Origin of the sequence: Psychrobacter sp. PL15 (assembly GCF_035984995.1) — a bacterium.
Lineage (GTDB): Bacteria > Pseudomonadota > Gammaproteobacteria > Pseudomonadales > Moraxellaceae > Psychrobacter.
Window position 1 is genome coordinate 207,194 of the sequence record NZ_JAXCIB010000002.1, and the last position, 20,989, is coordinate 228,182.

Annotated in this window: 15 protein-coding genes; 6 read left to right on the forward strand and 9 right to left on the reverse strand. The window is 43.4% G+C overall.

What is annotated here, in order from left to right:
- The first annotated feature begins 147 nt into the window (after positions 1-147).
- The 5 genes from ftsH (at position 148) to RCH20_RS02400 (ending at position 5,258) form a co-directional block, all read left to right on the forward strand.
- Positions 148-2,040: an ATP-dependent zinc metalloprotease FtsH gene (ftsH, locus tag RCH20_RS02380; protein WP_327192443.1), complete on the forward strand. Its 1,893-nt coding sequence runs from the start codon at positions 148-150 to the stop codon at positions 2,038-2,040.
- A 217-nt stretch (positions 2,041-2,257) separates the two neighbouring features.
- Complete coding sequence (folP, locus tag RCH20_RS02385) at positions 2,258-3,175, forward strand: dihydropteroate synthase (protein WP_327192444.1); 918 nt, start codon at positions 2,258-2,260, stop codon at positions 3,173-3,175.
- A 105-nt stretch (positions 3,176-3,280) separates the two neighbouring features.
- Entirely contained in the window at positions 3,281-3,577 is a 297-nt protein-coding gene (locus tag RCH20_RS02390; protein WP_209956484.1) for an FAD assembly factor SdhE, read from the forward strand.
- Positions 3,578-3,668: 91 nt separating this feature from the next.
- Positions 3,669-4,139 carry a hypothetical protein gene (locus RCH20_RS02395; RefSeq protein WP_209956485.1) on the forward strand — a complete coding sequence of 157 codons (471 nt, stop codon included), beginning with the start codon at positions 3,669-3,671 and terminating at the stop codon, positions 4,137-4,139.
- 378 nt (positions 4,140-4,517) lie between these two features.
- The gene (locus RCH20_RS02400) at positions 4,518-5,258 is read left to right on the forward strand and encodes a YidB family protein (RefSeq protein WP_327192445.1); all 741 of its coding nucleotides are present in this window, start codon (positions 4,518-4,520) and stop codon (positions 5,256-5,258) included.
- 94 nt (positions 5,259-5,352) lie between these two features.
- Here the strand turns inward: RCH20_RS02400 and RCH20_RS02405 are convergent, their stop codons facing one another.
- The 3 genes from RCH20_RS02405 to trmB form a co-directional block, all read right to left on the reverse strand.
- Entirely contained in the window at positions 5,353-6,459 is a 1,107-nt protein-coding gene (locus tag RCH20_RS02405) for a regulatory protein RecX (protein WP_327192446.1), read from the reverse strand.
- Positions 6,460-6,500: 41 nt separating this feature from the next.
- On the reverse strand, positions 6,501-7,577 hold the full coding sequence (gene recA, locus RCH20_RS02410; RefSeq protein WP_209956488.1) for a recombinase RecA: 1,077 nt from the start codon (positions 7,575-7,577) through the stop codon (positions 6,501-6,503).
- Positions 7,578-8,810: 1,233 nt separating this feature from the next.
- On the reverse strand, positions 8,811-9,707 hold the full coding sequence (trmB, locus tag RCH20_RS02415; RefSeq protein WP_327192447.1) for a tRNA (guanosine(46)-N7)-methyltransferase TrmB: 897 nt from the start codon (positions 9,705-9,707) through the stop codon (positions 8,811-8,813).
- A 250-nt stretch (positions 9,708-9,957) separates the two neighbouring features.
- On the opposite strand from trmB, the gene RCH20_RS02420 reads away from it, so the two are divergent.
- Positions 9,958-10,887 carry a DUF2628 domain-containing protein gene (locus RCH20_RS02420; protein WP_327192448.1) on the forward strand — a complete coding sequence of 310 codons (930 nt, stop codon included), beginning with the start codon at positions 9,958-9,960 and terminating at the stop codon, positions 10,885-10,887.
- Positions 10,888-11,039: 152 nt separating this feature from the next.
- Here RCH20_RS02420 and RCH20_RS02425 read toward each other — a convergent pair whose 3' ends face one another.
- The 6 genes from RCH20_RS02425 to RCH20_RS02450 form a co-directional block, all read right to left on the reverse strand.
- On the reverse strand, positions 11,040-12,929 hold the full coding sequence (locus RCH20_RS02425) for a monovalent cation:proton antiporter-2 (CPA2) family protein (protein WP_327192449.1): 1,890 nt from the start codon (positions 12,927-12,929) through the stop codon (positions 11,040-11,042).
- A 73-nt stretch (positions 12,930-13,002) separates the two neighbouring features.
- A complete protein-coding gene (locus RCH20_RS02430; protein ID WP_327192450.1) occupies positions 13,003-13,731 on the reverse strand; it encodes a hypothetical protein in 729 nt (242 codons plus the stop codon).
- 218 nt (positions 13,732-13,949) lie between these two features.
- Positions 13,950-15,077, reverse strand: a complete 1,128-nt coding sequence (locus RCH20_RS02435) for a cation diffusion facilitator family transporter (RefSeq protein WP_209956493.1) — start codon at positions 15,075-15,077, stop codon at positions 13,950-13,952.
- A gap of 336 nt (positions 15,078-15,413) precedes the next feature.
- Positions 15,414-17,672 carry a primosomal protein N' gene (locus RCH20_RS02440; protein ID WP_327192451.1) on the reverse strand — a complete coding sequence of 753 codons (2,259 nt, stop codon included), beginning with the start codon at positions 17,670-17,672 and terminating at the stop codon, positions 15,414-15,416.
- Positions 17,673-17,865: 193 nt separating this feature from the next.
- Positions 17,866-18,246, reverse strand: coding sequence for a Rid family detoxifying hydrolase (locus RCH20_RS02445; protein WP_209956495.1), 381 nt, complete (start codon positions 18,244-18,246; stop codon positions 17,866-17,868).
- A gap of 233 nt (positions 18,247-18,479) precedes the next feature.
- Positions 18,480-20,666, reverse strand: a complete 2,187-nt coding sequence (locus RCH20_RS02450; protein WP_327192452.1) for a RelA/SpoT family protein — start codon at positions 20,664-20,666, stop codon at positions 18,480-18,482.
- Positions 20,667-20,989 lie beyond the last annotated feature (323 nt).

A 20,989-nucleotide genomic window follows, 5' to 3' on the forward strand; every position in this document is an offset into this window, starting at 1 on the left:
ATAGAATTGACGTCGAAACAGTTGGAATGGTAATAATGAATTAAGCGGTAAATATAAATAGTAAGCTGCCTTCAGAGCGTGAGAAGTACGCTTATAGATGTCACGTGTTTATTAAACACACCAATAAGTAAGGGATGGGAATAACTAGTGAGCGACATGGTGAAAAATACCTTATTGTGGCTGGTGGTAATCGGCGTTTTAGTGTTGGTGTTTAGCGGCTTTGATCAATCTACAGAGCCGGATAGCCTTAACTACTCTGAATTTGTGACCGCTGTGTCAGAAAGTCAGGTAGCCAGCATTGAAATTGACGGCGAGCAGATCACCGGCGAGAAGAAAAATGGCTCAGCATTTGAGACCATTAGACCAGCTGTGTCCGACGACCAGCTGATGCCCTTACTGCGTGAGAACCAAGTCAATATCGAAGGAACGGCGCCTAAACGTCAAAGCGTGCTGATGCAGCTATTGATTGCTAGCTTCCCCATCCTGCTGATTATTGGTCTATTCTTATTCTTTATGCGTAATATGCAAGGTGGCGCCGGTGGGAAAGGCGGTGGCCCGATGAGCTTTGGTAAATCAAAAGCTAAGATGCTGACTGAAGATCAAATCAAGGTTAGCTTCAACGATGTTGCGGGCTGTGAAGAAGCCAAAGAGGAGGTGGTGGAAGTTGTCGAGTTCTTACGTGATCCGGATAGGTTCACCAAACTAGGGGCGACAATTCCACGCGGTATCCTGATGGTAGGTCCACCTGGTACTGGTAAAACGCTATTAGCGAGAGCCATTGCTGGTGAAGCCAAAGTACCCTTCTTCTCGATCTCAGGTTCTGATTTTGTCGAAATGTTCGTGGGTGTCGGTGCCTCACGGGTACGCGATATGTTCGAACAAGCCAAGAAGAGTGCGCCTTGTATTATCTTTATCGATGAGATTGATGCGGTCGGCCGTCATCGTGGCTCTGGTACCGGCGGTGGTAACGATGAGCGTGAACAGACACTCAACCAGCTACTGGTCGAAATGGATGGTTTTGAAGGCAATGAAGGCGTTATCGTCATTGCCGCAACCAACCGCGCTGACGTTCTTGATAAAGCACTCCTACGTCCCGGTCGTTTTGACCGTCAGGTACAAGTAGGTTTGCCAGATATTAAAGGTCGTGAGCAAATTCTAAAAGTGCATTTGAGAAAGCTACCGAATACTACCGGTGTTGATTCTAATTCACTGGCTCGTGGTACTCCTGGCTTTACTGGTGCGCAATTGGCCAACCTTGTTAACGAAGCGGCACTTTTTGCGGCGCGTCGTAACAAGAGAAGCGTCGATATGAATGACTTTGAAGATGCAAAAGATAAGCTCTACATGGGTCCTGAACGTAAATCTATGGTAATACGGGAAGAAGAACGCCGTGCTACCGCTTATCATGAGTCAGGCCATGCTCTAGTTGCTGAGCTACTACCGGGTACTGATCCGGTGCATAAAGTCACTATCATGCCACGCGGATTTGCTCTTGGTGTAACCTGGCAGTTGCCTGAGCATGATCAGACCAGTCTTTATAAGTCAAAAATGCTTAGCGATCTCGCCATCTTATTTGGTGGCCGTATTGCAGAAGAAGTCTTTATTAATCAGATGTCGACAGGCGCTTCTAATGACTTTGAACGAGCGACTAAAATGGCCCGCGCCATGGTTACTAAATATGGTATGTCTGATGCGTTAGGTATCATGGTCTATGAAGATGACGATAGTTCACAAGGTTACTTTGGTGGCAGTCGTACTATCTCAGAAGCCACTCAGCAAAAGGTCGATGAAGAAGTCCGCCGGATGTTAGAGGAGCAATACGATATCGCGCGTGAGCTGATTGAAGGCAATCAAGATAAAGTGCATGCGATGGTCGATGCCTTGATGAAATGGGAAACCCTTGACCGTGATCAACTGCAAGACATTTTGGCAGGTGAAGCGCCACGTCCACCGAAGGTTTATCAGCATACGGAAGTAAACCTATCGAAAAATGATATTAAAACATCTGGTTCAACACCACCACCATTGCCAGCCATGTAGTAGTAGAAGATAACGTAACATGTCTGATAAAAAGCCCTTTTCGTAAAGGGCTTTTTTATGGTCATTATTTTATAGTCATTACTTTATTGCTACTATTTTAGTATGAGGCAGATTTTAGGATGTCATAAGTTTAGGACAGGATAAGGTTTACTGATATGATGAGCTAAGAGAGTTCTACAATATTATCTATAAATTATTTAATCATAATGGATTATCTATGTCGTTATTTCGCCCTTTACCTGCTTATACCTTGACCAGCCGTGGCAAAGCCTTAGATTTATCTCAGCCACGTATTATGGGTATTTTGAATGTAACTCCAGATTCGTTTTCGGATGGGGGACAGTTTAATGCGCTTGATAAAGCCGTTAGCCATTGCCAGCAGATGTTAGCTGCGGGCGCGGCGATTATTGATATTGGCGGTGAGTCTACGCGTCCAAATGCTACAGCCGTGACGACTACCGAAGAAATTCAACGTGTCATTCCAGTGGTCCAAGCGATTCGGCAACAACTTGGTGATGAGGTCTGGCTATCTATTGATACCAGTAATCCTGAAGTTATCCAGGCTGCATTTGCGGCGGGCGCTGATATGTGGAACGATGTGCGAGCACTTAAGCGTGATGGCGCGGTAGCAATGGCGGCTAAACTTGATATACCAGTGATGTTGATGCATATGCGCGGTGAGCCGACCACCATGAATAATTTGGCACAGTATAATGATGTGATCAGCGAAGTCAGTAATGAGCTCGCCAGCCGTGTTGCTGAAGTTACCCGCTTCGGTGTCAAGCATGACAAAATAGTGATTGACCCGGGCTTTGGCTTTGCTAAGAACTATGAGCATCATTGTGCACTATTAACCCAGCTCAATAGCTTGCAAGCCCTTAATTTACCTATAATGTTCGGTATTTCACGCAAGCGTTTTTTAGCAGAAGTGCTCACCAATAGCGGTGTGCCAGCAGTGGCAAACAATAAAGCATCAGAACGGGATGCTGCGGGTGCTGCTGCTGGGCTGTTTGCGCTACAGCAAGGAGCCTGTATTATCCGTAGCCATAATGTCCCTATGACGCAGCAAGCGCTGGCATTATGGTACCAGTTATCATTATACGAGCAGGGTATAAACGATGTATCAACAATGTGACAATTAAGATGTAACACGCACTACCCAAACCTATTGTTGATAGTCTGCTATAGCAAGACTTTATATGCCAATTCAAAACTAACTTTAACTAATGAGCCTACCTTTATGACTACAACAACTCAGCCACCAGCCATTCAGCCAGAACCGACTAACGAGCAGCGCCGTGTTACTTATCAAGCTCGCCGTGGATTGAAGGAATTGGATTTTTATATTGGTCCATACGTAAAAGAGCTATATTTGACCGCTGATCCTACCGAGCAAGAAACTTTTGCACAGATGCTGACTCATGAAGATCCTGACTTACTAGATTATTTTACCAATCAGAGTCAGCCTGAGGATGAAGCGATATGGATACTAGTCAATAAGATTAAAACTTGGCGCCATACCAAAGACCTGCTGTAGTCATTTATCCCATCGCTATAAAAAATAAATGATAATCATCAGCCGCTTCCCTAACCTCTAGCCAGCGAGCGGATTCTGCAGTGTTAAAAATATGACACAGGACACGATACAGGCAGTATCGCTACGTATTGATACTGCGATTAAACAGTCAAGTCATTTACGGCTGCTGCTATATGGCAGTCTAGCCGGCGCACTGCTGCTGTTGGCGTGGCTTGCCTCATTATTTTTATGGCAATACATATTGTTACTAATAATAAGTATAGTAATAGCAGGTTATTTAGCATTGTCACGACCTATTTTGTTACACCTGAGTCAGCCACCGCTTCATCAGCGTATCGATCGAAATTGGCAACTGCTTATGCGTACAAAGCGTAGTGATGAGCTATGGCAAGCTGGATTGGCGACTGTGCATCGTTATGATTCGCTAATAAACTTTAAGTTCATAGTCGTTGAGCCTCGTCAGCGCACTCTATCGGTGACTATATTTCGTGATCAAGTCAACACTGAACAATGGCGAGAACTACAAGTTTTAGCCAATGTCTTCCCTACAAAAACGACTTAAGTACTGTCTCTTAAACGCTATCTCCTAAATACTGTCTCTTAAGTACTGTCTCTTAAGTATTGTCTCCTAAATACTATTTATAGCGTGATTGTCTATACGATTATGATCTACAACCTAATAGTTCATAACGCAATGCGTCACGACCTACACCGCAATAATCTATCCTTCATTATTAAAATTGATTTTATTCTATATGTGCTAACGAAGTCCTACATGCCATAACAAAATAGCTATCTAAATAGTAAAAGGTATTTGCTATATTTAGGTAAAGTTATAAGCCCATTTATCGCCTGCACGGCAGTGGCTACAGGTAGGAATAAAAATCATAAGAATAAAGGTTTAAGACAATCAACGATATGATAATAAAAGGATCAGGTTATGAGTTTATTAGGAAATCTAGTGTCACAAGTGGCGCGCAGTGCCATTGATTCAGAAGATGCCCAGCGTAATCCTATTAATCAGCGTATTACCCCACGTCGTACTGGCGGGTTGGGTGATATCTTAGGTGGGGTATTAACAGGCAGCCGTAATCAGCCATGCGATTACAATCCGCAGCAATATGATCGTCAAGCCGACAATGGTTTCGGCCTGGATGATATTTTGGGCGGTCTGATTGCTGGCAACAGTAGTGGCAATAGTGATGGCAACCAACGCGGCAGCATAAGTGCAGGTAGTGGTGGATTAGGTGATATTTTAGGTAGCGTATTGGGTGGTCAGGGTAATAAGGGTGGCTTTGGTGGTAAAGGAATGTTAGTTGCCGCCCTTATGCCAATGGTACTGAGTTGGATTCAGCGTAATGGGGGTTTGAGCGGTGCGTTATCAAAAATAATAGGGCTGGGTTATGACAATCAAGCGCGATCTTGGATGAGCAATCAGGAGTTAAATGACAATCTCGACCCTAATGAGATCAATCGCCTGTTTGATGAACAAGAAATTCAACAAGTAGCGGCTCATACCGGTGCTAATGAGATGGAAGTGCGTCAAGGTCTCTCTGAACTACTCCCTGAAGTCATGAATCAGTTGACACCTCAGGGTAACTTGGATAATGAAACTGAGGCTAATCAAGAAATTGATCAAATCATCAGCCAATTATCTAGCCGTCTAGGTACGCTAAAGTAAACGACTATTATTACTGAATATTATTAAGCATTATTGATGACAGTTAGTCCTTAAACAGGCGCTAATAATCTAAGCTAAAAACGTTCCTCTTAAGCTAAAAGCGTTCCTCTAAATTGTCTAGGGTATAGCGGAGCGCTTGAAAGCAAATATCAGTATTGAAGCCGCGGTATTGTAAAAACCGCAGTTGTTTGGCTTTGTCCTTTTGTTCAGTGGGTATGTCATCGCCATATTTCTTAATCCGGGCAATGACAGCGAGCTTGAGCCAATCAACGCCCTCAACCAAGCTGTCTGGGTTGTCATCAACAAACTCTCTAAACTCATCAGATTCTGCGTTTGCCATGTCAATTAGCTCATCTATATTGCTGGGCATGGCTATTTTTTTCTGATAAAAATCTTGCTTGATACGACCGCGGCCCCGACCTTTACGAATGCTTTCACGGATCAGCATCAAGGTAGTTCGGTAGTCACTCTGATAGCCTTTACTCTCAAATTCTTCTAGTAACGCGTCAATCTTGTCAGGGTTTTGTTCTTTATCAATCAGCTTTTGCTTAAGCTCCGCCTTGCCATGTTCACGGCGTGATAAATAATAAAACGCCAACCACCGCAAACGACTTTCGGCTTTAATAGCGTCTATATCTGCTTGCCGCTGTTCAGGAGTACGTAAGTAAGCCTTAAGCGCAGAGGGTAGGTTATCGACTTCTGTACTTGCTATATTAGCCCCTGACTCAGTATTTATCTCTAAAGTACTACCTGCTTCTAAAGTAGTGTCTCCTTCTAAAACATTATCGGTCACATTTTTATCATCGTCATGAATCTCACGTTTTATCTCAGCTAACATCTCCTTGATACTTTGTGCTGCAGGAGGCTGATAAGTTGGTGCATCACTAGGGTCAAGCGCAAAATTTGCTGCAGGATGGAAGCGTTTCTTTCTCTTCTTGGACTTGGTTTTAGAGTGGTTAGAGGAAGAGGAGGTAGCAGTAGAATCAAAAGTAGTAGAGTCATCAGCATCAGAAGATCGCTGACCTTTTGAATTTAGGGACTCTCTCTTGGATCCAGAGGGGCGCGTATTAGCGTCACTACTAGCGTCACTATAAGCTTTAGAGAATGGTTTTTGTTTGGTGAGTTTTTGTTTAGACTCAGACGAGTTAGCCGAGTCAGAATCTGACTCGGCTAGGATTTCAGCTAATGTTTTAATCTTCATAACAGTCAGTCAATAGTCAATAAAGGGCAGATGATAAACAGTTATTGTACTGGTGCTGCCTCTAATTCTTTATCAGCTTTTAATTCTTTATTGGTCTTAGCTGTATCTGGTTCTTTACTATCATCAGCCACACCCAATTTTTCAGCGCGAATTTTAGCTTCAATCTCTTCAGCAATTACAGGATTCTCTCTCAAAAATATCACTGAATTGGCCTTGCCTTGACCGATTTTTTCATCGCCATAGCTATACCATGATCCAGCTTTGCCCACTGCGCCTATCTCAACACCCAAATCAATGACTTCGGCTAAGTGATTGGTCCCTAGACCATATGTGATTTCAAATTCTGCCTGACGGAATGGCGGTGCCATTTTATTCTTAATGACCTTAACTCGGGTTTGGTTACCGATAATTTCATCGCCATTTTTGATCGCGCCAATACGACGAATATCCATACGTATAGAAGCGTAGAATTTCAGTGCATTACCACCAGTGGTGGTCTCTGGGCTACCAAACATCACACCAATTTTCATACGGATTTGGTTAATAAATACCACCATACAGTTAGAGCGCTTGGCATTACCTGTGATTTTACGTAAGGCTTGGCTCATCAAGCGGGCTTGCAGACCCATATGCGAATCGCCCATCTCGCCTTCAATTTCGGCGCGCGGGGTCAAGGCTGCAACGGAGTCAATTACGATCATGTCGATAGCACCTGAACGCACTAACATATCGGTAATCTCAAGCGCTTGCTCACCATTATCGGGTTGAGAGACCAATAGGTCATCAGTTTTTACCCCAAGCGCTCGAGCGTAGACTGGGTCTAGTGCATGCTCAGCATCGATAAAGGCGCAAGTACCGCCTTGTTTTTGACACTGTGCAATCGCTTGCAGGGTCATGGTGGTCTTACCTGAACTTTCAGGACCATAAATTTCAACGATACGGCCTTTAGGCAGGCCGCCAATACCTAGGGCAATATCTAGTCCTAACGAACCGGTTGAGACCACATCTACATCTAATGCTGTAGAGTTATCGCCCAAATGCATAATAGTGTTTTTGCCAAATTGCTTTTCAATTTGACCTAATGCTGCTTTAAGAGCTTTGGCTTTATTGTCGTCCATACTGGATTCCTTTGTCATCAATGAGTCATTTGGAACTATAAATTTATAATAGCTTTGGTAGTCAATAGCGCTGATTGAATGGTATTTATCTTCGATTGGCTTGATCTTAAATTATAAAGTGGCACCCATCATTAAAACGTTATGGGGCAAGGTATAGCATAATTTTTTCACAGATTATGCGGGACATATCATTCTACTATACAGTAAAAGTAAGTCATAAAAGGAGCAAAAATAAGTTCAGAATAACGGTGCATTTCGATAGATTTTGGGTGAGTTACTAGAAGGGTCGTGGCCTGTTGAATATTTGATCAGCTACTCTCTACTTGATCAGATAAGGCAATTATAGCAAAAATTAAGGGTAACGTTAGCGGTAAGTACATGCTAAACGACACTGGATGTCGCATGCTATCTACTGACTTTTTATAGAAAAAAAGATAAAAAAATCATCCTTATAATATAATTTGGGAACAGCTATTGAAGCCATTTGTCAATAAAATTATAAGTTGTCCACAGTAAATAAAAATTATTTATTTAGCAATTGTGAAACATAGCTAAGATAATAATTTATTTTAAACAAATTAAAAATAAATTATTATGTTTATATATTAAATATAAGTTATTGATTTTAAAGTATTTATTTTTTGTATAAAAAGTAACCAATTTTACCTTAACCTTTAAGCTATCAAGGCAGATACGTGTCAAGTGCCGACTTATCCACATGGTTATCCACAGCTTATGGGGAGAACTCATGTAGCCCTTCTATTACCGAGGTTTGCGCAGATCAGGAAAGATACTACAGCGGTGAATAAAGCCTATTCGGGTGCCAATTAGGGACAAGCAAGCCTACAAAAAATGAGGCAGGAGTAATGTTTCACATCTTATAGGCTTATTGGTTTTAGTGATTAATTAGGGTCACATCCAACAAGTAGTGGTTATAACGGACTGTTACGATACTTACTAAAAATAGCAAGCACTCTGTATGCGCTAATCATGCAAGGACATTAGCCAATATTAGACCTGAAATAACAGCCAGTCAAATAGAGTACACAAAAAAGCGGCTGTGTGTATCAGCCGCTACATTTAAATGTTATCAAGAGTAAAACTACAGTCTGCTCACCACAAGACTGCTATTGTATCAACCTCGCTGACCGTACACAATTAGGTATCGCTCGCGCTTGATTTTTTAGTATCAATGCTATTTATATCTTTGTGGACTGCTGACATAAACCGGCTTTATTCTTTAATATAGATCAAATCCCAAACACCATGTCCACTTTGCAGTCCACGACGTTCAAATTTAGTCATCGGACGAAAGTCAGGGCGCAGCGTAAAGTTACCCGTACCAGCTTGGTTGTTTAACCCGGGTAAGTTATCCAACACTTCAACCATCCAAAAGGCGTAATGTTCCCAATCAGTTGCAGTATGAAACCAGCCGCCCTGTTTAAGACTACGGGTAACGATTGCCATACGTTCTGGGCTGACAAAACGGCGCTTATAATGGCGCTTTTTTTGCCATGGATCAGGGAAGTAAAGTTGGATGCGATCAATATGATTTTCTGGTAGCTGCTTTAGCAATTGCACGGCATCACCATTAATAATTTTGACATTAGTTAAGTGTTGCGTACCTGCCATATAGGCACACTTGCCAATACCTGGCTCGTGCACTTCGATACCCACAAAGTTACGCGCTGGGTCAGCAGCTGCCATTTCGATGAAGGAGTCACCAAGCCCAAAACCAATCTCTAGCGTAAGTGGCGCGTCACTACCATTAGGTGTATCAGCGAACAGCGTACGCAAGTCATGAATCTCATCAAGATTGCCATCACCGAAGCTATTATTAACCAAATACTGCGCAAAATCTGGATCTGTTAATGCCTGCTCGGCATTTTTATTCATGTGTGTACGGCGTTTCATAAAGGTGTTGACGATACGAATACGCTTGCTTGGTTCAGTCTTGGACTCGGTCTCAGTAGTTTCAGTAGTTTCAGCGTTTAGGGCAGGCGCGCCCACATTACCGTCGCAGTCCTCGTGTGGGTCATTAGCTGAGTGAGGCGTTTGGTGGTTAGCAGTATTGAGGTTATCGTCGTCAGGGGTACTGAGGTTATCATTGGTATCGGAATGTTGACTCATAGGGTTACTAGTGCTTTATAAAGTGAGGGGTATGAGCGTATTATAAGTTAAATAATTTCTAGTGTGAACGACTATCATACTTTAGCTCCTTTGCAGGGTCTTATACGGATTTAAAGGTCTTGATTTTAGGAAGCTTTTGCAAGGTCTGATTTAAGAGTTATTGTATACATTCATTTTAGCGTTGTCATATAATAGAGGTCTGCTCACATACGTTTTATTAACCTTTTAATGACTAATAGAGCCTACTGCCATGTTATTTATCGAGACGGATTCGCCGCCACCGTTTTATCAAGAACGGCTAACGCCTACTAAACGCAAACAGCTGGACCAATGGTTTATTGGACATCGTACGCAAAGCTATTATCTCAAGCGTTTTGAGCAATTTGATAAGCAGGGATATCTATCACCAAAATGGCACTGGGCTGCATTTTTTATTACCTTTCCTTGGCTGCTCTATCGTAAGCGTTATATGGACGCGCTTGTCTACAGTGTAGCGGGTTGGTCGTTTATCCAGCTCAATGTCGTTATGGCGCTGGTGTTTGTTGAGTTTGCGATAATATCCTATATTCCAGATGCTCATCATATGGCAACCCGCATAGGTATTGCAGGAATAATTTGGTTATTCTGGGCATTTATGGTGGCACGTTGGACTGATGCTTATTACTATCGTGTGGCGCGGCGTGAAATTGCTGATGCGCTCGAAGACAATCCGCGTGACGAGGCGGCGCAAAAAGACCATTTAAAACGGGAAGGCGGGGTCAGTCTATACGGATTAGGACTGGGCTTTGGGTTCTTTGCTTTTGCACTGATGGTAATTTATGTGCAGTTTTTACCCATTATCGCTAAGCCAAAAGAGAATGAGGTGCTGTTTAATACTTATGACATTGCCAAAACCACGCAAAATAGAGTGGCATTACTCTATCAGCAGACCGGGCGGTGCCCTATTGACTTACCACTGAGCATCGATGAGCCGCAGGTGCGTATTCAAATTACTACTCAAGCAGCTGGCGCGCCTAAAGCAGATTGTGTGGTATGGGCGACCATTCAAAATGTTAAGTTTCCAATTCGTCACCTGAATGATCAGACATTGATGTTTTATCACAATGTTGATAACAATAGCTGGCGTTGTACAAGCTCGCTGAATAAGAAGCAAGCGCCTGCTTACTGCATTGATGATTAGGCTCTGGTGTTTATAAATACGGCTAAATTATCATGGCTAGACCTTGAGCGTTTAGCCATATTCAAGTTTTATCGCCAATTGACGGGTGTCTGGTTTGATAGCTATTTAACTAGATAGTTATTGGATTAGATAGCTATTTGATTGGACACTTACTAAGTTTTAGGGTCAGTAGTGATATCGTCTGAGCTATTATCAACAGGGGTTGCTTGGTTCTTAAGAGCCTCATAAAAATCACTTAAATCCATCTTACGGGCTTTATCAATGTCCTCGTCAAATAAACTTTCAAGCTCTGCCATGGCCGACTGGGCGGATTCAATCATGCGCGCTTCATCATCGTAGATGGCTTGTTGACGTTCAATTAAGTCATCGTCGTAATCACGAAAGGTTTTAATGGTTTCGTGCGCTTTTTCAGGTGAGATACCGAGCAACTGTAGTGATTCACGCGACATATCCAAAGATGACAAATAGGTCTCACGCCAAATATGGCGAACCCCAACCTCACGTAGCCGATAGTAATGCTGCCTATCACGGGCACGCGCCAGCACAATCAAATCAGGATAGTTTTTACGGAGGTACTCAGCCGTAGTAATAGAGCGTTCTAAATCATCAACGGCAATGATAAATATTCGGGCTTTACTGATCCCAGCAGCACGTAGGATTTCAGGGTTTTTTGGATCGCCATAATAGACTTGGTTACCAAATTTACGAACAAAATCCACTCGATTCGCTGAACGTTCAATAGCAGTGAATTCAATGTTGTGCATGCGCAGTACGCGACCAATAATTTGCCCAACCCGCCCAAAACCGGCAATAATCACCGGATGCTCATGATCAGGAATCGTATCATATTCAGGACTTGGCTTGCCCTTCGCAAACAGAGGCTCACCAATTTTTTCTAACAATAAAAATGCCACTGGGGTGAGTGCCATAGAAATAGTCACAATCAGATTGAGGGTATTGGACAGTTCAGGTTGCAAGACATTTTGTGCACTAGCCACACTGAACAACACAAATGCAAACTCACCACCCTGGGCTAAGGTGACCCCCAAGCGAATACTGGTTGGCCAGCGATTACCTGATATCTTGGCAATAGCAGTCACTACGCCGAACTTGACTAACATCAAGACAATGGCACAACTAATGATAAATACTGGCTGCGCCATAATGAGTTTGACATCGGTAAGCATACCTACCGACATAAAAAACAAGCCTAGTAATAGCCCTTTAAAAGGTTCAATACTGGCTTCTAACTCGTGACGATACTCTGAGTCAGCAAGCAATACCCCGGTCAAAAATGCACCCAAGGCCATCGACAGACCGATCTGTCCCATCAATATTGATACGCCCATCACAATAAATAGTGCCACAGCGGTCAATAATTCTGATGCGCCACTTGAGGCGACAAATTTAAAGAAAGGTCGGACCACATAGCGGCTAGCAAAGATGAGACCGGCAAACACAGCAACCACTTTAATAAAGTAAATTAAATCGTAGCTTTGTTCGCGCACGCCTGACAAAAACGGAATCACAGCTAACAAAGGAATAACGGCGATATCTTGAAATAACAAAATGGTAAAGGCTTCACGACCATGCGTGCTGGATAGCTGTTGTTTTTCGGTGAGGATCTGTAGTACAAAGGCGGTAGAGGACAGCGCTAAGCCAAAGCCGACAATAAAAGCAGTATCTAACTGTAGGGAAAAGTAATGATATAGAATCGCCATTAATAGCGTACCGGTCAGACCGACTTGCAAGCCACCAAGTACAAATATCGAACGACGTAGCGCCCATAAGCGTGAGGGTTGGAGCTCAAGCCCGATAATGAACAGCAGCATGACTACGCCAAACTCAGAAAAGTGTAATAAGCTTTCGGCGTCGCCTGCCACATCTAATGCACTTGGCCCTAATATTAGTCCAGTGATTAGATAGCCTAAAACGGTTGCAATACCAAAGCGTTTTCCAAGTGGTACAAAGAGTAGCGCTGCGCCCAAAAAAATCGTAGCTTGTAACATTAAATTTGGTGAGCCGGCGGCGGCAGCGAACATCTTAGCTCCTTAATAGTTACTATGAAACCAGCAATATAAAATTAGTACAACAATAAAAAAACCTCAATATAAGCTACTTTTTATGATAGATCTTCCATATGCTGTTGTCCGCGAGCGGATTATTATAAGCATCGTTACGGCGCTTACGCGGTGTTTGCCGACTATCAACAATTTTAAAATCAGGTAAGGCCTGGACAATCAGCCCAGTGCGATAGAAACGGATGCGTTCAGGTTCCAACATCTCACCTTTATGGTCTCGACAAAAAACATAGGCGCGCAAGTCAATAAACTCACGATGTGCTACTAGTCGTGCCTCATCATCATTCTCAAATACCGCTGATAATCGCTCAAGCTCTTGTGGCGTATACTCACCACATTTATCAGTTAGCGCGCCTACTGAGCCGAAGCTTTTGGACTCTTTAGCATGAGTTTTGGTTAGATGTAGACGCTGAACATGATAAATAAATTGGGGGATTTCAAGGCTAGCAGGTAGCGGTAAATGATCAGGTGGTAGATAGGCGGCAGGATAAAATGCCATAGCACGGTCAAGCAGGTTTTGCCAACGCTGCTGATAAGCTTGCACTTCGGCTAAATTACCTTCATAGATAGGCATATCACGGATTTGACGTAAAATATCAGGTGGAAACTGCTGCTTACGGAAACTCGCAATATCTTCTTGCAGGGCGGATAGCAAAACTTTGGCGTGTTTTTTGGCCTCTTTTGAGATAGGCTCGTCAATATCACCGTCTATAGGGCTGCTAATATAATTGGGAGCAACAAAGGGAGCTGAGCGTCTAGACATGGCAGTAATTCATCAGGTAGAAGTTAGTAAGTCATTCAAATCTATATGGTTTATAGCAGCGAAAATGGGCGAACGGCTGGCTATGCTATTTTAGCAACTATTTTAATATGCTAACACAACCATATAAAGCCGCGTAGATTTAATGTTGGTTAAATCATACTTTAGTGACTGAATCAATTAACGATAATTATCACTTATCATTTAACAGGTATGAATGCTCAGTGAGAATGACCCTGATGTCCACCATTATTGCTCATTGGACGCTCTGCTATGCCACAGACTAAGGCATCGCCATGGGTTTGAGTATGTGGGTGTGTGAGGCTTTCAACTTGAATGGTCGTATGACTGATACTCAGCTCTTGTAAGCGTTGATCTAGCTCAGCGATTAATAGGCTTGCTTCATGAATGCTCATGTCACTATCAACAACCACATGACAAGATAGCGCGTTGAGACCGCTAGTAATGCTCCAAACGTGTAAATCATGTATTTTCTGTACTTGTGAATGATCCAATAAGCTTTGCTCAATTACCTCTAAAGATAGGCCTTTTGGCGTGCCTTCCATTAATATATGCACCGAATCTCGGACTACACGATAGCCGCTGAATAATATCAGCACGGCAACGATGACTGAGGCCGCTGCATCTGCCCATATCCAACCAAAGCCCATCATTAATAATGCAGCAATAATGGCGGCGACTGACCCTAGCAAGTCGCTCAAGACGTGCAAGTAGGCACTTTGCATATTAAGGTTGGCAGGTTTTTTCGTAGCAGATTTCTTATGGTCAGCTGTCTCTACATTATCAGCAGATAGTTCAGCTGTAGTTGGGCCATGGCTGTGCCCGTGACCCTCGCCATCGTTGCTACTGCGATGCATTAACCACGCGACTAAGATATTGACCAGCATACCGATGGTAGCAATGATCAGCATACCTTGGGTCGCAATGTCTGGTGGCGAGTTGAAGCGCTTAATGGCTTCGTAAAAGATCATCAGGGCGATAACCACTAGGGTTATACCGTTAACGCTAGCAACCAAAATTTCAAAGCGTTTATAGCCAAAGGTCTTTTGACGAGTAGCCGCTTTTTCACCGATCTTGAATGCCATGAGTGTGGCACCCAGTGCCACCGCATCACTGAGCATATGACCGGCGTCCGATAATAATGCCAAGCTACCGGTTAGCCAACCACCAATCGCTTCAATAAACATATAGCCAGTAATAATGATAAAACTAAACAATAAAGTGCGTTGGTAACCTTTGGTATTTGGTGCTGCCGTGCTTGCGGCTGCAGCATGATTATGGCTATCATGGCTGTTGTTTTGTTCAAAATCGGGAATTTTTGCGCTCATAACAACACTCAAAATAATGGAAAATTCACAACTGCTACTTTAAGCCGATCATAACAACAACCATAACCTTGGCATAAAGTAGCAAAAACGAACTCGTCTAGCGTTATGTATTGCTAGACAGATGAAGGGAATCTAGCATATTTATTTATTAGAAGCTGTAACAGCGAAGTAAAAATAACGGGGATTAATAAAAATTTGACAGTACCTAATATTACTACTGTACTCTAGTACCCAGTCGAAACCAGACAAGTAATACCAGACAAACGAACGCCAACATCACACCAAGTACAGTAGGCGAGTCTGACGATATGGCCTATTTATATAGGGTTGACTATATCACCAACCGACTGGATCAATATCTAAAGTTAACTTGAGGTACTTGCTACTGGGCATGGCCAGTACCGGCTGCCACCAGTGACTTAAAACACGATGTAGCTGCTGACGATCTTTTGCTAATAATAAAAGTTGAGAGTGGTAACGGCTGTTTTTCTTACTCATAGGGGCATCAATAGGGCCGAGTACCGCTAAATGATGTGCAGCTGGCAGGCTGGCAATGGCGTCTTTAAGCGCTTGAGTGGTCGCTGCCAGCGTCTTACCTTCGCAGCGTATTAAAGCCGCGTGGCTATAAGGGGGTAGACCCATCATTTTGCGCTCTTGTAACAACTCGCGTGCGAAGGGCAAATAGCCATCTTTGACTAGTTTTAGCAGTAGTGGGTTGTCAGGTTGTAGCGTTTGAATCAATACCCGCCCAGCCTTATCACCGCGCCCGGCACGTCCAGCAACTTGAATCATAAGTTGGGCAGTATGCTCCGGTGAGCGAAAGTCGGCGGACAAAAATCCACGATCGGCATTAGGCAGGCATACTAGAGTGACGTCGGGAAAATGATGACCTTTGGCCACCATTTGCGTGCCGACTAGGATCGCCGGTTGACCTTGATTAATCTGCTGGTAAATCTTCTCCCAACTGTCTTTACGGCGCGTGGTATCGCGGTCAATTTGAATAATAGGATACAGGTCTTTACTGGTTTGTGGGTTGGCAAAGATAGCGTGTAGGTTTTCGCTTAGTCTCGTAGTTCCCATGCCCTTAGCGTTTAAATTTTGGCTGCTGCAATCAGGACAAGCAGCTGGAATATAAGCCTGCCAGTCACAATGATGGCACTTCAAGTAAGAGCTGTGCTGTGCTTGGCTGCTATAGTGCACGGTTAAATGGGCATCACAACGCGGGCAGTCCGCTTGCCAACCACAAGCCTCGCACAACAAGACAGGGGCATAACCACGTCGATTTAAGAATATCAACACTTGATTGCCAGCTTCTAATGTTTGCCGAATGGCGCCAATTAGTGCATCAGTCAGGCCAGTGTCATAGCGTGCACCATCGTCTTGTGCTTGCTGGTGGGTGCTTTGCAGCCGCGCATCAATAAGTTGCATCGTAGCAGGGTTAGCATTGCCAGGACGGGTGCGTAGTTGGCATTCAATGAGTTTGCCATCATCGACTAGCTTTAAGTGTTCAAGGGTGGGGGTTGCTGTGCCGAGCACCACGGGAACATTACATTGTAGTCCGCGATATAAAGCAACATCAGCAGCATGATAACGCAAGGTGTCTTGTTGCTTATAAGAAGCATCATGGGCTTCATCAACGATAATCAGCCCTAAGTTTGCAAAGGGATACAGGACCGCTGAGCGGGTACCGATAATAATTTGTGCGTGGCCGGTACGGCAATCTTGCCAGCCTTGCATACGGTAGGTATTGGTCATCCCTGAGTGCAATAGCACAATCTGTGCGGCGAAACGGCTGGCAAAACGCGCCCGCGTCTGCGGCGTTAGGCCAATCTCTGGCACCAAGATTAGTACCTGCTGGCCCGCCTCTAACACTGTTTGCATTGCCTGCAAATAGACTTCAGTTTTACCACTACCAGTAATGCCATTTAATAAAATTCCGCTATAACGTCCTGCACTGTGTGCGGCGATAATAGCCTCAACGGCTAGCTTTTGCTCCGTATTCATATCGAGTGGCATTTTGGCTAATGTTACCGCAGTCGGCGTGGTTTTAGGTTGAATATAGCGTTCAATGAGGCCTTTATCTTCTAAGGTCTTTAAAAACGCTCGCTGCATACCTTCTAGTAACAGCACCTCTTCACTCGCACCGCGTTCGCCATGTAGTTTGAGCATATCGAACTGTTGTTTTTGCTTGTTGGCATTCGCACGAAAATCATCGTCATTAATATGTGGCAGGATCCGCCAGTGAGTGATGAGTAAATCGAGCGGTTTGCCTTGGCGTATTAGGCTTGGCAGCATCACTGCCAACACGTCACCAAGCGGATAATGATAATAACGCGCAAGCCAATAGGCTAGCTTGAGCATTTTACTATCTAGAATTGGTTCAGCATCTAAGCTTTGATTGATAGGTTTTAGTTTATTGCTAGGAACGCTGCTATCAGCTTGGGTAATGTGCGCAATGACAATACCGATTAAGGTTTGTCGACCAAATGAGACTTCCACGCGGCTACCGATGCCAGGGATGGCAGAACTATCAGCTGATACGCTATAGTCAAATACCCGATAAAGGGGGACGGGTAAAGCAACTTGTACCAACATAAAGCGCGCTCACAGCCTCGTGAATTCTAAATAATAAAGTTAGAAAGAATAAGAAAAGTGTAGATAACACCATTAAGCCCAAATGTCTGTCGTTGGACTAGAGCAATTTGGGCTTAACTGTTTTATATTAAAAGCTTATGTACTTGATAACTGTACTTTGCTAAAAGGACTTAAGTATTTCTAGCTGTTTACGTTATTCAATGTATAAAATAGACTCAATTTCAACCACGCCGCCTTTAGGTAAGGCCGCAACTTGTACGGCAGCACGGGCAGGATAAGGTTCGCTTAAGTTAGCGGCAAATAACTCATTAAGAGTCGCAAAGTCGTTTAAATCAGTTAATGACACGTTAAATTTGACCACGTCGTTTAGAGTGCCGCCTGCTGCTTCACAAATCGCTTTAATATTGGCAAATACTTGCTTGGCTTGCGCCTCAAAACCATCTCGTAGTTCCATAGTTTCAGGATCAAAGCCTAGCTGTCCTGAAATATAGACGGTGTTGCCTACTTTTACGGCTTGTGAATAAGTGCCAACAGCAGCGGCTGCTTTATCAGTTTGGATGGTTTGACGGGTCATAATATATCCTTATAGTATTTTTGATGCGTTAAGTCGCTAAGTTCTTAGCGGATGAAATTAATATGTTTTAAGTATTCTCAAAGCTAGGGTTAAAGCCTCGTAGCTCCATACGCCCTAACTATCAATAGTAATCAGCTACTATTATTAGTACCTGTTATTAGTACCTGTTATTAGTTATTAGTTATTAGTTATTAGTTATGAGTATCTGTCATTAAGCGACATTATTAAAGTATTTACAGCTGATACAGTCGTATGATGTTAGGGAAACCCAGTAGCGAGCGTAGCTCACGGATACCTTGTGCTAAATGGTTACGGCTACGAACGATGATGTGGATAATGGTATCACTACTACGCACATCAACAGTTTCGACTCCCATATTCAGTTGGCGCAGATGGTAGATGACTTCACTAATTTGTTCATCACTGAGCGCTATAGAAAGTTTTAAGTAAGCTGGGAAACGAATTTTCCCCCCGTAATCACCAGTTTCGCTTTGCTGGATCGCCTTATCATTACGCCAGCGTAACTGTATAATTTGATAAGGATTATCTTTACGAATGTCGTCAAGTGAAAAGCACTTGTGGCGATGTACGACTAAGCCGTGACGTGATAAATGCCCGACGATAGGATCACCATAGATAGGGTGGCAACAATTGGCAAAATCAAGCTCAACTCCTGCAGTATTCGCAATCAGCTGCTGCGGCTGTGCCATCTCATGAGTGTGTTTTTGAGTATGAAGGCCGGTTACCTCATCACTGAACAAGCGTGATACTGCCAGTTGAGGCAGCAAGGTGCCGGAACTGATTTGCTCAAATAGCGCATTCTTTTCCAGTAGACCGCGCCATTCAAGTATGTGGGTCCAGTCGCTATCTGTTAAGTCATCGAGACTTTTTTGGTAGGGTTTTAAGGCGCGATCTAATGCCTGTTTACCGTGGCGTTGCTTATCGTATGCGGATAAATCTTTAAACCAGCGTAGAATTTGTTCTCGGGCCTTGTTAGTAACCACAAAGCCTAGCCATTCAGCTTTAGGCTCAGAATTCTTATCGACTTCAATCTCAATCAGCTGTCCGTTCGTGACCACAGTGCCAAGCTTAGCGTGCTTGCCATCGACGTTTGCACCGACAGCCACATTACCGACCATAGGTCCAACGGCGTAAGCAAAGTCTAGCGCGGTTGCACCCTGTGGCAACTCGTAAGCCCGGCCTCGCGGACTATAACACAGGATTTTACTAGAATGTAGATAATCCATTAACTCGTTGATGGTAGAGACTGCTACTGTAAAATCAGGGCTATTTTTGTCTAAGTTGTCTTCATCGACTAAGTCTTTCATATTACGTAGCGATGCTTGAATAACCGATTGGCTGACATCAGAGGCATGCTCGGCACCGATCACCCCAAGTCGTGCGGCCTTTTGCATTTGCTTGGTTAAAATAGTTACTTTGACAAAGTCATTATCACGCTCATAAATAAGAGTTAGTGACTGATTACCACCAGGCAATGGGCGTCGAATATTGTCTCCAATATGGGTATCATCTATCTGATATTTTTTAATCAGATAATAAGCCAGCTTGTCACACGCCTCAATATTATCGAGCACAATCTCAAAAGCATAATGGCGCAACAAGGCGTTAATTTCACCACGATTACGGAAAAACTGCCGATATATAACCACCCGGTTGTCCAGTACTTTAACGTGTCCGCTAAGCTCTAGATTATTCATGACGATGGTCAGATAGCGATGTACGGACTCTCTTTGGAAATTACGTCCAAGTCCGTGTTGTAACAGCTTGTCAGACAGCTTGTTATACATGTCAGAATCAAGGTTACGATAACACAGTTCTTCAATATAGTCGGCAATATCATTAAGACCCATCAGACGGGCAAATGGCACGTAAAAATCTAGGGTCTCTTGAGCAGTAGCGCGCTGTTTTTCAGGGCGTACGGCATCGAGGGTAGACATATTATGCAGGCGGTCAGCGAGTTTGATAATCAATACTCGCGGGTCAGCAAGGGTCGCGGTAAGAATTTTGTGAAAGGTGGCCGCTTTGTTTTGTTGTTTATTATGAGTAGAGGATTTTAATTTGGTAACGCCATCGACTAATCTAGCGACTATTTTGCCATAACGCTGTTCGAGCTGATCGTCACTAACCTCAGTATCTTCAACGGTGTCATGTAAAATTGCAGCAATAATCGTATCTCGATCCAAGCGAAAGCCGGCTAATATCTCCGCGACCGCAATCGGATGGGTGATATAAGGCTCTCCTGACTTACGTTTGTCTTTGATGTGTGCAATATCACCAAACTTACAGGCATCAACAATATCGCGGCGCTCAGCTGCGTTCAAATAGCCTACTGAGCGTAGCAAATTATATTGCGCTTCATCAACCATATGATGACTGAGTTTGGGGAAAGTTTGGCTCATAAAGGGGGCTATCCTATTCTTCGTTATCTATCTGCCGATCGCTAATCTGATAGTGATTACGTGTCTAACCAACAAGTGATGGTTATTAATATAAATGAGGGCTGACTTACTACTGGAAAAATTCAGATGACTGGAGAAATCTAGAGAACAAGTCAGAAAATTGGGAAACCACCCTCTAATTAATCGTAAATTGAGCTCAATGTCAACCGTTAAGCGAATAGATGGTATAAAAAATGCAGGATTGTTACTTAAAGGGTCACTGAACACTCGCTCAAGTTTTAATATGAGCGGTTATTATCAACAGTCTTTAAATAATTTAAGAA